Consider the following 13036-nt stretch of genomic DNA (forward strand, 5'->3'; position numbering starts at 1 on the left):
ACGGGGGGGGGGGGGGGGGGGGGGGGGGGGGGGGGGGGGGGGGGGGGGGGGCGGGGGGGGGGGGGGGGGGTCGGCCGGGCGGGTGGGGCGGGGCCCCCACGAGGGGTGGGGGTTACTTCCAGGGCTTGTGGTTGTTCTCCGCGTCGATGCAGTTGCGGATCCGGCGGTCGAGGGCGTCGGCCTGCGCGCGGGCCTTGCGGGCCTCCGCCATGGCGCCGAGGCGCTGGAGCTTCGCCGCCTTCGCCCGGAGCTCGTGCGACTGCTGGCGCATCTTGTCGATCTCGCAGACGATCTTGGTGCCGCCGGCGGCCGCCGCGGGCGTCGCCGTCGCCGTCTGGCCGAACAGCAGGCCCCCGGCCAGCAGAGTGGTCGCGGTGAGAGCCGTCAGGGTGCGCCGCAGAGGCGTCGCGTTCTTCATGTGTTTCTCCAACTTCCCGGCCGTGGGGACCGGTTCAGGTATGGTCAGTACCGGTCGGTAACCTTAGCGCAGGATGATCAAGGACCGGTGCCGGGACCCCCGCCGGTGCGCCGGGTGGCGGCCGTGGAAGCCGAAGTCCCCGGAGTCAGCGGATCAACAGACCGCCACCGGCTGCCCACTGGTCAGACGGTAGGCGGCCCGGCCGTCGAGCAGCAGCGGGACGAGGGCGCGCAACGACTGCCGCAGGGGGACGAACCCGCCGTCGCCCTCGCGGCGGACCGTGATCCCGTGCAGCGCGAGTTCGTCGCCGAACTCGGCGTACTGCGCGGGGTCGAGCCGGTAGCCGCAGGGCGGGTCCGCGATGGTCTCGGCCGGCTCGGCCGGATCGTTGTCGGCGCCGCCGAGCAGGACCGGGCCCCGGTCGGCATAGCCACCGTGCCGGGCCGCCGCCGTGGCGGCGAAGAGCGGGCCGCGCCGCTGCTCGACGTACGAGAAGGCCCCCTTCAGCGCGGTGAGTTGGGTGTCGACCCGGCGCCGCTGATTGCGGGCGTGGTCGTCCTTCTCGGCCTCGGTCAGCGCCTCCACCCGGGTCTCGACGAGCAGTCCGACGGCGTGCTTGACGCCGACCGTGTTGCGCAGGATCCGCTCCTGGCCGTCGCCCGCGACCTGCTTGAGGGGCTTTCCGGTGAGCGGGTCGGTCCAGATGCCGTAGACCCCGCTGCTGAAGCCGGCGGCTCCGGCGGCCGGACGGACGTACGACTCCGAGAGGGTGTGGGCCTCGTCGTGCACATGGCCGTCGGTGTTCAGGTTGCGGGGCCAGAGCGCGAGCAGGTCCTTGTCGTAGTACGGCGAGGTGCCGCCGTACTCGTGCAGGTCGTAGACGACCTCCGGGCGCCGGTCGCGGATCAGCGCGGCCAGGGCGCGGCCCTCGGCGGTCCTGAGGGCGATGTGGTCGCGGTTGATGTCGACCCCGTCGCCGTTACCCCGAGTGTCGGCCTCCCGCCCGTCGGGGTTGGCGGTGGGAACGACGAGGACGGTGGTACGGGAGAGGAAGCGCCGGGTCTCCGGGTCCCGGGCGTACGCCAGGTCGCGGACGGTGGTCAGACAGGCCTCGCGGCCGGACGGCTCGTCACCGTGCTGGCTGCAGACGAGCAGGACGGTCGTGCCGGCGCCCGCGCCCGCGCCCGGACTCGTGCCGCCCACCGTGGCGAGCCGGATCGGGCGGCCCTGCTTCGTCGTGCCGATGGTGCGCACGGAGACCCGGTCGCTGCCGCGGTCCACGGCGGCCAGGAACGCCGCCTCCTCCCCCTCGGTGGTCCAGCGGTCGCCGAGGCTCGTCTCGAAGCCGGTCCTCGGTGGCGGCGCCGAGGCACCGGTGTCAGCGGCCTCGGCGGGGACAGCGGCGAACGGCAGGCCGAGGGCGGCGACGGCCACGGCGAGGACCGCCGCGCGACGGGTACGGCTCTCCCCACGGTGACGCGTACGGGTACGGGTACGGGCGCCGACATCGGTGCGGGTACGGGTACGGGTGTTCATCGGGCGTCCTCCGGGATCGGGTGGCCGGAGCGGGGATGCCCGACACCGGTGAGGGCTTCCCCGGTCGGCGTCGGTCGCGCGCCTTCCGTGCCCGCCGTCGCCCGCGCGAAGGCATCGGCGCCGCCGACCAGGGGCAGCCTGGCCGCCGTACGGGCGAGGTCGAGGGTGAGCGTGGGCCTGGTCGACGGCGGGTCGAGGAGGTCCTTGTCCGTGCCGCCGACGATGAGGGCCAGCCGGTGGCCGGCCGGGACGACGTGGTCGGTGGCGGCGAGGTCGAGCGTCATCGTGTACGCCCTGCCGGGGGTCAGCGGACGCCCCTTGCCCGGGTCCGCCCAGGTGCCGAGGTCCGCCCAGCCACGGCTGACGATCGTGAAGTCGACGTCCGCCGTACGGGCCTTGGTCTCCTTGAAGCAGGCGCTGTCGCCCCCGGTGCTCGCGCCCCAGCAGCTCCGCTCGGTGAGGGTGGTGATGCCCTCGCCCGCCGCCGCGTAGTCGCGGATGGTGTCCGGGCCGAGGTCGACGAGGACGGCCGTCAGATGCGCGCTGGTCGTCGTCGGGGTGGCGGTGACGGTCACCTTCGAGGAGCCGGAGAGCCGCAGGTCGCGGACGAGCGGCCCGGTGACGAACCCGGCCTTGGCCGGCGTCCCCGCGTCGATCCGCGCCGCCCAGTCGGTCTCGCCCAGGCTGGGGTCGTCGGTGAAGGTCTCCGTGGCGCCGGGCGCGGCGGGGGTACGTCCGAGGGTGCCGACGCCGGGCACGGCGCCCGGGCCGGGGCGCAGGGTGGTGGGCTCGGTGGCGCGCGGCGGCCAGACCCGGTCGGTGGTCCAGCGGTCCGGGGCGCGCTCGATGTCGGCCATCGGCTCGCGGTCGATGCCGTTGTCGTAACCGAGGAGGTGGTGGTCGAACCAGCGGTGGAGGGTGCGGACCCAGTCGGCGCGCCGGAAGTCGAAGGGGTCGACGTGGCCGGTCTGGGAGAGCCAGATCTTGCGCTCGACGCCGTGGGCGGCCAGTGCGTCCCACCACTGGCCGAAGTGGTTGGCGCGGACGTTCAGGTCCTGCTGCCCGTGCACGACGAAGACGCTCGCCTTCACCTTTCCGGCGTCCGGCACGTGGTTCCGCTCGCTCCAGGCCGGGGTCCAGTCGCCGCTGTAGGGCGTGGCGGCGGTGATGCGGTCCTGGACGGCGCCGCAACGCGCCTTCGCCTCGGGGCTGTTGACGTAGTCGGAGAGCCAGCTGGGGTTGGCGTCGTAGAGCGGGGCGCCCTGCGAGTGGAAGTAGTCGTACCAGGAGGAGATCGCACCGATCGGCACGATGGTCTCCAGCCCCTCGACCCCGGTGGCGGCGACGCCGTTGGCGATGGTGCCGTCCCAGCTCTTGCCGATCATGCCGACCTTGCCGGTGGTCCAACTCGTGGCCCGGGCACGGTCGGAGCCGGTACGGGAGGTGTAGCCGCGCGCCCTGCCGTTCAGCCAGTCGACGACGGCCTTGGCGGACTGGACGTCGGAGCGGCCGCCGACGTCGTCGCAGCCGTCGGAGCGGCTGGTGCCGGCGAGGTCGACGGCGACGAAGGCGTAACCGCGCGGGACGAAGTAGTTGTCGTAGAAGAGCGGGAACTGGACGGGGTTTCCCGCCGCGTCGTACGTCTTGCGCTGGCTCTCGTTGCCCCGCCCGCAACAGGCGTAGTAGGGGCTGGCGTCCATGATGACGGGGATCTTCCGGCCGGCCGCGGCGGGCTCGCGGGGACGGATGATGTCGGCGGCGACACGGTCGGTGCGGCCGTCGCCGTCGCCGTCGAGGCCGGTGTCCACCCAGACGGACTCGCGGATGGCGTCCGCGTAGGAGTGGACGGGCCTCGACTCCCCTGACGGAAGCGATGCGGGAGCCTTCGCCTGCGCCCCGGTCGGGGAGACGAGGGCGGTCATCAGGGCCGCGGTGGCGGCGGCGACCAGGGTTCTGCACGACAGACGAGCTCTACGGGTTCTCCGCACAGGTATCGGCATGGGGCGGAACGTACCCCGGTCAACTCCCGTACAAAAGAGTGCAGTAGCGATCTGTTCGGTGCGGGTGTGTCCATGTCGGCCGGATGGCGATCATGTGACAGGAGTGCCCATGGACATGACGATGCTTCGGGGGTCTGATGAGATGTCGCAAGGACCGACGACCACCCGCGCGTCTTACCCTTCTTGATGTTTGGAGCCCTCTGTGCACCGCAGAATCATCGTTCCGAGCGCCCTCGCCGCCTCCCTGCTGCTGGCGATCCCGGCATCCGCGGCCGACTTCTCTCCCGGCGCCCCGGGCATCGGTGACTCCTACTACCCGGCCGCCGGGAACGGCGGTTACGACGTCTCCCACTACGACCTGCGGCTGAAGTACCAGCCGGAGACGGACCTCCTGGAGGGGACGGCGACGATCGTCGCCACCACGAAGCAGAACCTCTCCCGCTTCAACCTGGACCTCGGCCTCGATGTGAGCGAGGTGCGGGTGAACGGCAAGAAGGCGCGGTTCGCCGCCACCGGGGAGCAGGAGCTGGAGATCACCCCGGTCGCGCCGCTGGAGAAGAACCGGACGATCTCGGTCGTCGTGCGGTACGCCGGCAAGCCCTCCGAGGTGAAGATCGGCGGCTGGACGGCCTGGCACCGCACGCCCGACGGCGGTGTCGCGGCCCAGGAGCCGGACTCCGCCGCGTGGTGGTTCCCGTCCAACGACCACCCGCTCGACAAGGCCACCTTCGACGTCTCGGTCTCCGTACCGGACGGCACGCAGGCGATCAGCAACGGCGTGCTGCAGTCGCAGTCCTCTCGGCTCGGCTGGACGCGGTACAACTGGCGCTCCAACAAGCCGCAGGCGACGTATCTGGCCACGCTCGCCGTCGGCAGGTTCGACATCACCACGGACAGGACGGCGGGCGGCCTGCCGGTCCTCAACGCGTACAGCAAGGACCTGGGCGACAACGCCGGCGCGGCCCGGGCGAGCATCGAGCGCACGACCGAGGTCGCGGAGTGGCTGGAGGAGGTCTTCGGGCCGTACCCCTTCAACGCCCTCGGCGGGTACGTCCCCAACGTGACCAGCGGCTACGCGCTGGAGACGCAGACCCGGCCGTTCTACAGCCCGCGGCAGTTCAACAACGGGGCGAACGTCTCGGTGGTCGTGCACGAGCTGGCCCACCAGTGGTACGGCGACAGCGTCTCGGTCGACAACTGGAAGGACATCTGGGTCAACGAGGGCTTCGCCCGCTACAGCCAGTGGCTGTGGTCGGAGAAGGAGGGCGAGGGCACGGCCCAGGAGCTGGCGGACTACGTCTACGCGACCCGCGCGGCCGAGGACCCGTTCTGGACGGTCAAGCCCGGCGACCCGGGCCCGGAGAACCAGTTCCACATCGCCGTGTACGACCGGGGCGCGCTGGCTCTGCAGGCGCTGCGCAACGAGATCGGCGACGAGGACTTCTTCACCATATTGAAGGGCTGGCCGACGGAGTTCGCGTACGGCAACGCCAAGGTCGGGGACTTCGTGCGGTACGCGGAGCGGATCTCGGGCAAGCCGCTGGCCGGGCTCTTCGACACCTGGCTCTACCAGCCGGTGAAGCCGGCGGCCCCGGCCGCGGCGGAGGCGGGCTTGGCGGCGCGCGCGGCGGGTGCCGCGCCGGTGGCGAAGCCGGTGCAGCCGAAGTCCTGGAAGAAGATCGCGGAGACGAACACGATCCACGACCACGAGCACGAGGAGCACGAGCACGAGCACGAGGAGCACGACGGCCACGAGGGCCGCTGATCCGCGCCGTGCGCCGCGCCCTGTCCCGCCGTCCTCGGATGGTGGGGCGGGGCGCACGTCCGTCTTCCCGCTGAGAGCGCTCTCCCGCGCCTCGGATCACGGCGTTCCCGGCCGGTTCCCGTGTGGGGGCCACGCGTTACCCTCGTCCCTGTCGGCACCGTGATCCACCGTGCCGCCGCAGGTCCGACCGCGCGGCCGACCGCAGCCCGACCGCACCGCCCGTGAGGAGCAAGCCTTGAGCGACCCGACGTCCGGGACACGCCCCACCCTGGAAGCCGTCGCCGAGCGCGCCGGGGTCTCCCGGGCAACGGTGTCCCGTGTCGTCAACGGCGGGGCGGGCGTCCGCCAGGTGCTCGCCGAGAAGGTGCGCAAGGCGGTCGAGGAGCTCGGCTACATCCCCAACCACGCCGCCCGGACGCTGGTGACCCGGCGCAACGGAGCCGTGGCGGTGATCATCGCCGAGCCGGAGTTCCGGATCTTCTCGGACCCCTTCTTCGAGCAGCAGGTCCGCGGGATAAGCCGCGAACTCACCGCTCACGACGCCCAGTTGGTACTGCTCTGGGTGGAGGGACCGGGTGACCACGAGCGGATCGCCCGCTACCTCGGAGGCGGCCACGTCGACGGGGCACTGGCCTTCTCGCTGCACAACGACGACGAGCTGCCGGAGATCGTGCGGCGCGTGCAGGTCCCCACGGTCTTCGGGGGGCGCCCGGGCTGGGACGAGGCGGACGGCGCGCTCGCGGTCCCGTACGTCGACTGCGACAACCGGGGCGGCGCCCGCGCCGCGGTGCGCCATCTGCGCGGTCTCGGCCGCCGGAGCATCGCGCACATCGCGGGTCCTGGCGACCAGACGTCCGCGCTCGACCGGCTCGACGGATACCGCGACGAGCTGCCGGGCGGCGACCCCGGGCTTGTGGCCGAGGGCGCGTTCACCGAGGAGAGCGGGGCGCGGGCGATGAGCGAGCTGCTCGGCCGGCGGCCCGATCTGGACGCGGTGTTCGCCGCCAACGACCTGATGGCCTCCGGCGCGCTGCGCGTGCTGCGCGAGCGAGGTCTACGGGTGCCCGAGGACGTGGCTCTCGTCGGCTTCGACGACGTGCTGTCGGTCGCCGAGGCGACCGATCCGCCGCTCACGACGGTTCGTCAAGACATCGAGGGAATGGGCCGGTTGATGGTCCGGATCCTGATGCGCCTCCTCGACGGCGAGGGCGCGGAACCCGTGATCACGCCGACCGGCCTGGTGCGGCGCGCCTCCGCGTAAGGGTTCTGAATCCGGGCCCGAACTGCCCGCGTACATCGAGCTGTTACGCGTTCGACTCTTGACGGGGACCTCACCGGGGAGGCACGCTCCTGACGCATTCCTGAGAGCGCTCTCAAGAAGCGGGCGGCAGCGCCCGGAGAGCGGTCTCGACGGACCCCGAAGCCAAGGGAGGCTTCCCATGCCCACTGCCCGAGCCGCCAGAGGAGCCGCGCTCCGCCTCGGAGCGGTCGCCCTCGCCGGGGCACTCCTCGCCGCCTGCGGATCCGGTGGATCCGACGGCGCCTCCGACAGCGCGGGCGGAAAGGTCACGATCACCGTCGACCTGTTCGGCTCGTTCGGCTACAAGGAGGCCGGGCTGTACGCGGCGTACGAGAAGCTCCACCCGAACATCACCATCAAGCAGACCGACACCGAGGACGAGCAGGACTACTGGAAGTCCCTCCAGACCCGGCTGGCCGGCGGGGGCGGCCTCGCCGACGTCCAGGGCATCGAGGTCGGGCGGATCGCCTCCGTCACCCAGCGGCAGGCGGACAAGTTCGAGGACCTGACCAGATACGGGGCGAACGACCTGAAGGGCGGGTTCGCCGAGGCCAAGTGGTCCGCCGCGACCACGAAGGACGGCAAGGTGCTCGGCCTCGGCACGGACGTCGGACCCGAGGCCATGTGCTACCGGACCGACCTCTTCAAGCAGGCCGGGCTGCCCACCGACCGCACGGAACTGGCCCGGAAGTGGTCCACCTGGGAGGGCTATCTGGAGCTCGGCAGGCAGTACAAGGCCAAGGCCCCGGCCAAGAGCGCCTGGCTGGACAGCGTCGGCAGCCTCTACACGGTCATGATCGGCCAGGAGAGGGAGCGCTACTACGACGCCTCCGGCAAGCTGATCTACGCCGAGAACCCGGCGGTCAAGGCTGCCTGGGAGACCTCGGCGCGGGCGGCGAAGGACGGGCTGAGCGCCAAGCTCGACCAGTGGTCGCCGCAGTGGAACCAGGCCTTCTCCGCCGGCTCCTTCGCCACGCTCCCCTGCCCCGCGTGGATGCTCGGCTACATCAAGGGCCAGGCCGGGGACGCCGGCAAGGGCAGGTGGGACATCGCCAAGCTGCCCGGCGGCGCGGGGAACTGGGGCGGTTCGTACCTCTCCGTACCGCGCGCGGCGAAGCACAAGAAGGAGGCGTACGAGCTGATCAAGTGGCTCACCGCCGCCGAGCAGCAGGCCACCCTCTTCAGGAAGCAGGGCAACTTCCCCTCCTCGACGGGCGCCATCTCCCAGGTCGCCTCGGCGACGGACCCGTACTTCTCCGGCGCGCCGATCGGCCAGATCTTCGGCGACGCGGCGAAGGCGGCCCCCGTGCAGGTGCTCGGGGTCCACGACAAGAACGTCGCCGACCAGATCACCAACGCGCTGAGCGAGGTCGAGCGGAAGGGGACCTCCCCGGAGAAGGCGTGGTCGAACGCGCGGAAGGGCGTGGAGAACGCGATCGGCTGACGGCCCGGGCGCCCCGGCACCGGCCGTGCCGATCGAGCCCCGCCGGCGCCAAACACCTCCGGCGCACAACCCCCGGCACCGGCCGTGCCGATCGAGCCGGCCGGTGCCGGACACGCCCGGCGCACAAGCCCCGGCACGGCCGGCCGCACGGCCGCACGGCCGCCCCACCCGCGCCCCGTCCCCGCCCCTCGTCCGATTCCACCACTCCGCCACTCCGCCACCCCGAAGGGCCGCACCGTGACCCTCACCGCCTCCGGGCCGACGACGGCGCCCGTCCCGCCGCCGTCGGCCCGGTCCACCGCCGCGGCGCGCCGCCGCCGCCGGTGGGCCGCCCTCGTCCCGTACGCCTATCTCGCCCCGTTCTTCACCCTGTTCGCGGCCTTCGGCCTCTTCCCGCTGCTCTACACCGCCTTCGTCTCGCTCTACCGCGTGGAGCTGCAGACGCCCGGCGACATGGAGTGGCGGGGGTTCGGGAACTACGCGGCCCTGCTCACCGACGAGTTCTTCTGGACCGCGCTGCGCAACACGTTCACCATCGGGGTGCTGTCCACCGTCCCGCAGCTCGCGATGGCCCTCGGTCTCGCCCATCTGCTCAACTACCGGCTTCGCGGCCGGACCTTCTTCCGTACGGCGATGCTGCTGCCGTACGCGACCTCCGTGGCCGCCGCCACCCTCGTCTTCGCCCAGCTCTTCGGGCGGGACTTCGGGCTTGTCAACTACGCGCTCTCGCTCATCGGCGTCGGCCCCGTGGACTGGCAGAACGGCACGCTCGCCTCGCAGATCGCCGTCTCCTCGATCGTCGTCTGGCGCTGGACCGGCTACAACGCGCTGATCTACCTCGCCGGGATGCAGTCGATCCCGGCCGAGCTGTACGAGGCGGCGGAGATGGACGGCGCCTCACGGTGGCGCCAGTTCCTCCACGTCACCCTGCCCGGGCTCCGCCCGACGATCGTCTTCACCGCCGTCGTCTCGACCATCGGCGCGACCCAGCTCTTCGGTGAGCCGCTGCTCTTCGAGGGCTCGACGTCGGGCGGTATCTCGCACCAGTACCAGACCCTCGGGCTCTACCTGTACGAGCAGGGCTGGGGCTTCTTCCACCTCGGCCGGGCGGCCGCGATCGCCTGGCTGATGTTCCTGCTGATCCTGCTCCTCGTCGGGGTCAACGCCCTGATCGCGCGCAGCCGTTCGCGTCGAGAGGAGGGCCGGGCATGACCCCGCGTACCCCGCGCACCCCGCGTACGGGCCGCGGCGGCCGGATCACGTACGCGATCCTCGTCCTCGCCGTGCTCGTCTCCGCCTTCCCCTTCTACTGGACGATCGTCGCCGCCAGCCGCTCCAACGCCGATCTGGCGCGGGTCCCGCCGACGCTGCTGCCGGGCCCGAACCTCTTCCACAACGTCGAGGCCGTGATGGAGGAGGCCGACATCGGCACGGCGCTCCTCAACTCCCTGGTCGTCTCCGGCTCCATCACCGTCGGCACGGTGCTGTGCTGCACGCTGGCCGGGTTCGCCTTCGCCAAGCTGCGCTTCCGGGGCCGGGGCGCGCTCCTCGCCGTGACGGTCGGCACGATGATGATCCCGCCCCAGCTCGGGGTGATCCCGCTCTTCATGCTGATCGCCGAACTGGGCTGGGTGAACCAGCTGCAGTCGGTGATCCTGCCCGGCCTGGTCTCCGCGTTCGGGGTCTTCTTCATGCGGCAGTACCTGGTGCAGTCGCTGCCGGACGAGCTCATCGAGGCGGCCCGCGTCGACGGCGCCTCCTCGGCCCGGATCTTCTGGTCGATCGTGGTGCCGATCGCCCGGCCCGGGATGGCGGTGCTCGGGCTGCTGACCTTCATGGCCGCCTGGAACGACTTCTTCTGGCCGATCATCGCCCTCTCCTCCCAGGAACCCACCGTGCAGGTCGCGCTCCGTCAGCTGGGCGGCGGCTACGTCCACGACCAGTCCGTGATCATGGCGGGCACGCTGCTGGGCACCCTGCCCGTCCTGCTCGTCTTCGGCCTGCTCGGCCGGCAGATCGTCGGCGGCATCATGCAGGGCGCCGTGAAGGGCTGATTCCCCCTTCAGCAGGGCCGGCACCACCACCGACACCTATCGATACCGGGAGTTCTCCTCCATGAACGCTCTCTTCCCCGCCGGTTTCCGCTGGGGTTCGGCCACCGCCGCCTACCAGATCGAGGGGGCCGCGCACGAGGACGGCCGTACACCGTCCGTCTGGGACACCTTCAGCCGTACGCCGGGCAAGGTGCGCAACGGCGACACGGGCGACATCGCCGCCGACCACTACCACCGGATGCGCGCCGACGTGGCCCTGATGAAGGAGGTGGGGCTGACCGACTACCGGTTCTCCGTCTCCTGGTCCCGGATCCAGCCGACCGGCCGGGGCCCGGCCAACCAGAAGGGGGCGGACTTCTACCGCGCGCTCTGCGACGAGCTGCTCGAGGCCGGGATCCGGCCGGTCGCCACGCTCTACCACTGGGACCTGCCGCAGGAGCTGGAGGACGACGGCGGCTGGCCGGAGCGGTCGACCGCCGAGCGGTTCGCCGAGTACGCGGGGCTCGCCGCCGAGGCACTCGGCGACCGGATCGCGACCTGGACGACCCTCAACGAACCCTGGTGCGCGGCCTTCCTCGGGTACGGGTCCGGCGTGCACGCCCCGGGCCGTACCGACGAGCGGGCCGCCCTGCGCGCCGCCCACCACCTCAATCTGGCCCACGGCCTGGCCGCCCGGGTCCTGCGCGAGGCCGTGCCGCCGTCCACCGAGCTTTCGCTCACCCTGAACCTCCACGCGGTCAGGGCGCTTTCGGACGCGCCGGAGGACGTGGACGCGGCCCGCCGGATCGACGCCGTCGGCAACCGGATCTTCCTCGATCCGGTCTTCCGCGGCCGTCTGCCGGCCGACCTGATCGAGGACACGCGTCACCTCACGGACTGGTCCTTCGTCCGGGACGGCGACCTGGAGACGGTCTCCGCGCCGATCGACTCGCTCGGGATCAACTACTACTCCCCCTCCGTCGTCGCCGCCGGCACGTCCGAGACCCCGTCCCCCTGGCCGGGAGCGGCGGACCGGGTACGGTTCCCGCCCGCGCCGGGGCCCCGGACGGCGATGGACTGGCCGGTGGACGCGACCGGCCTGCACGAGCTGCTGGTCCGGCTCCGCGACGAGCTGCCCGGTGTGCCCCTGCTGATCACGGAGAACGGGGCCGCCTACGACGACTACGCCGATCCGGAGGGCCGGGTCCGCGACCCCGAGCGGGTGGCGTACCTGGACGCCCATCTCGCGGCGACGCACCGGGCGATCGCCGACGGTGTCGACGTCCGCGGGTACTTCCTGTGGTCGCTCCTCGACAACTTCGAGTGGGCGTACGGCTACGGCAAGCGGTTCGGGATCGTCCATGTGGACTTCGCGAGTCAGCGCCGCACCCCGAAGGACAGCGCGCGCTGGTACGCGGAGGTCATCGCGCGCGGTGGACTGCTCCGCTGAGCCGGGCGTTGGCGTCTGGCCTCGGCGCGGGCCCGTCGCGCCGGGGGCAGGTAGCGCAGCCGCTCGGGGAGTACGGGCACGACGGTCCGTACGACCCGGGCGAAGCGGCGCAGCGCTCGCTCCTGGTCGTCCGTCCACTCCAGGCCGATGGCCGCGCGGGCGTCGGGCGGCATCAGACCGACGGTGATGAAGCGCCGGAAGCGGGAGAGCGGGGGCCCGACCACCGGCCACACCGCCCTGAGCGGCAGCCGGAGCGGCAGCGGGCCGCGGTCGGGCGGCGGCATGGGCCGGTCCGGGTCGACCAGCTCCCGTACGACGACGGTGGCCTCCAGCTCGTCGGCGAGCATCGTGCGGTAGTACGGCCAGAACTCCTCGATCGTCTGCGGCATGTCGCGGTCGCGGATGCCGAGGACGCGGCCGACCTGGAGCCACTCGGCGTAGAGCTGCCGCTCCTGGGCGTCGGTCAGCGGGCGGTGGAGGTAGCGCAGTGCGTGCTGGTAGACGGGGAAGCCGGTGGCGTGCACCCACGCGTAGTGGGCGGGGGTCAGCGCGTGGTAGCGGCGGCCGTGGGCGTCGGTTCCCTGGATGGTCCGGTGGAGCCGCCGGAGCCGGCGCCCTTCCTCGGCGGCGGCCTCGCCTCCGTACACCCAGAGCAGGGCGGAGCGCAGGGAGCGCTCGCCGCGGCCCCAGGGGTCGGTGCGGAAGACGGAGTACTCGTCGACGCCGGCGCCGACGGCGGGGTGGGCGACCTGCAGGGTCAGCGCGGCGGGCAGCATGAGGAGCCCGCGGAGATCCCCGGCGACGCTCCAGAGCACTCCGCCGACGGGCGGCGGAGCGGGGTCCGTGCGCTCGGGGGGTCCGGTGGTCTCGGTCGCTCCGGTCATACGGGCACCCTCCTCACGCTTCCAGCCTGCCCCGACCGGACATATACGACAAAGACGTACACAACAGAGACACACAGGACAAAAGAGTCGGGGGGGGGGGCCGGGCCCCCCCCCCCCGCCCCCCCCCCCCCGCCGGTGGGGGGGGGGGCGGCGCCGGGGGGCGCGGCCCCCCCCCCCCCCCAGGGCGCCCCCCACCCCCACACACC

General features: G+C 72.4%; 10 protein-coding genes. 6 read left to right on the forward strand and 4 right to left on the reverse strand.

All coding sequences use genetic code 11. The annotated features are described in order from the left end of the window. Positions 1 to 112: 112 nt before the first annotated feature. The 3 genes from ACF06X_RS08025 to ACF06X_RS08035 form a co-directional block, all read right to left on the reverse strand. Positions 113 to 418 (reverse strand): hypothetical protein, encoded by a 306-nt coding sequence (locus ACF06X_RS08025; RefSeq protein ID WP_392286366.1) that lies wholly within the window; start codon positions 416 to 418, stop codon positions 113 to 115. Between the two features lie 153 nt (positions 419 to 571). Beyond that, positions 572 to 1954 (reverse strand): M14 family metallocarboxypeptidase, encoded by a 1383-nt coding sequence (locus tag ACF06X_RS08030; RefSeq protein ID WP_392286367.1) that lies wholly within the window; start codon positions 1952 to 1954, stop codon positions 572 to 574. Then, entirely contained in the window at positions 1951 to 3954 is a 2004-nt protein-coding gene (locus tag ACF06X_RS08035) for a Xaa-Pro dipeptidyl-peptidase (RefSeq protein ID WP_392286368.1), read from the reverse strand. The genes ACF06X_RS08030 and ACF06X_RS08035 overlap by 4 nt, the downstream gene beginning before the upstream one ends. 202 nt (positions 3955 to 4156) lie before the next feature. On the opposite strand from ACF06X_RS08035, the gene ACF06X_RS08040 reads away from it, so the two are divergent. From ACF06X_RS08040 to ACF06X_RS08065, 6 genes are all read left to right on the forward strand, one after another. Beyond that, positions 4157 to 5719 (forward strand): M1 family metallopeptidase, encoded by a 1563-nt coding sequence (locus ACF06X_RS08040; RefSeq protein WP_392286369.1) that lies wholly within the window; start codon positions 4157 to 4159, stop codon positions 5717 to 5719. Positions 5720 to 5954: 235 nt separating this feature from the next. Beyond that, a complete protein-coding gene (locus tag ACF06X_RS08045) occupies positions 5955 to 6980 on the forward strand; it encodes a LacI family DNA-binding transcriptional regulator (protein ID WP_392286370.1) in 1026 nt (341 codons plus the stop codon). A gap of 178 nt (positions 6981 to 7158) precedes the next feature. Then, positions 7159 to 8463: an ABC transporter substrate-binding protein gene (locus ACF06X_RS08050; protein WP_392286371.1), complete on the forward strand. Its 1305-nt coding sequence runs from the start codon at positions 7159 to 7161 to the stop codon at positions 8461 to 8463. 237 nt (positions 8464 to 8700) lie between these two features. Continuing rightward, complete coding sequence (locus ACF06X_RS08055; protein ID WP_392286372.1) at positions 8701 to 9675, forward strand: carbohydrate ABC transporter permease; 975 nt, start codon at positions 8701 to 8703, stop codon at positions 9673 to 9675. Beyond that, positions 9585 to 10517 (forward strand): carbohydrate ABC transporter permease, encoded by a 933-nt coding sequence (locus ACF06X_RS08060; RefSeq protein ID WP_392286886.1) that lies wholly within the window; start codon positions 9585 to 9587, stop codon positions 10515 to 10517. Before ACF06X_RS08055 ends, ACF06X_RS08060 begins: the two co-directional genes overlap by 91 nt. 61 nt (positions 10518 to 10578) lie before the next feature. Next, positions 10579 to 11946 carry a GH1 family beta-glucosidase gene (locus ACF06X_RS08065; protein WP_392286373.1) on the forward strand — a complete coding sequence of 456 codons (1368 nt, stop codon included), beginning with the start codon at positions 10579 to 10581 and terminating at the stop codon, positions 11944 to 11946. Here ACF06X_RS08065 and ACF06X_RS08070 read toward each other — a convergent pair. Then, on the reverse strand, positions 11874 to 12830 hold the full coding sequence (locus tag ACF06X_RS08070; RefSeq protein ID WP_392286374.1) for an oxygenase MpaB family protein: 957 nt from the start codon (positions 12828 to 12830) through the stop codon (positions 11874 to 11876). The genes ACF06X_RS08065 and ACF06X_RS08070 overlap by 73 nt on opposite strands. Positions 12831 to 13036: the final 206 nt, after the last annotated feature.

It is taken from the genome of Streptomyces sp. NPDC015346 (assembly GCF_043078785.1).
GTDB lineage: Bacteria > Actinomycetota > Actinomycetes > Streptomycetales > Streptomycetaceae > Streptomyces.

Bases quoted from the DNA above. Each gene is read 5' to 3' on its own strand.
- ACF06X_RS08025 (WP_392286366.1), bottom strand. From the start codon at position 418: ATGAAGAACGCGACGCCTCTGCGGCGCACCCTGACGGCTCTCACCGCG.
- ACF06X_RS08030 (WP_392286367.1), bottom strand. From the start codon at position 1,954: ATGAACACCCGTACCCGTACCCGCACCGATGTCGGCGCCCGTACCCGT.
- ACF06X_RS08035 (WP_392286368.1), bottom strand. From the start codon at position 3,954: ATGCCGATACCTGTGCGGAGAACCCGTAGAGCTCGTCTGTCGTGCAGA.
- ACF06X_RS08050 (WP_392286371.1), top strand. From the start codon at position 7,159: ATGCCCACTGCCCGAGCCGCCAGAGGAGCCGCGCTCCGCCTCGGAGCG.
- ACF06X_RS08065 (WP_392286373.1), top strand. From the start codon at position 10,579: ATGAACGCTCTCTTCCCCGCCGGTTTCCGCTGGGGTTCGGCCACCGCC.
- ACF06X_RS08070 (WP_392286374.1), bottom strand. From the start codon at position 12,830: ATGACCGGAGCGACCGAGACCACCGGACCCCCCGAGCGCACGGACCCC.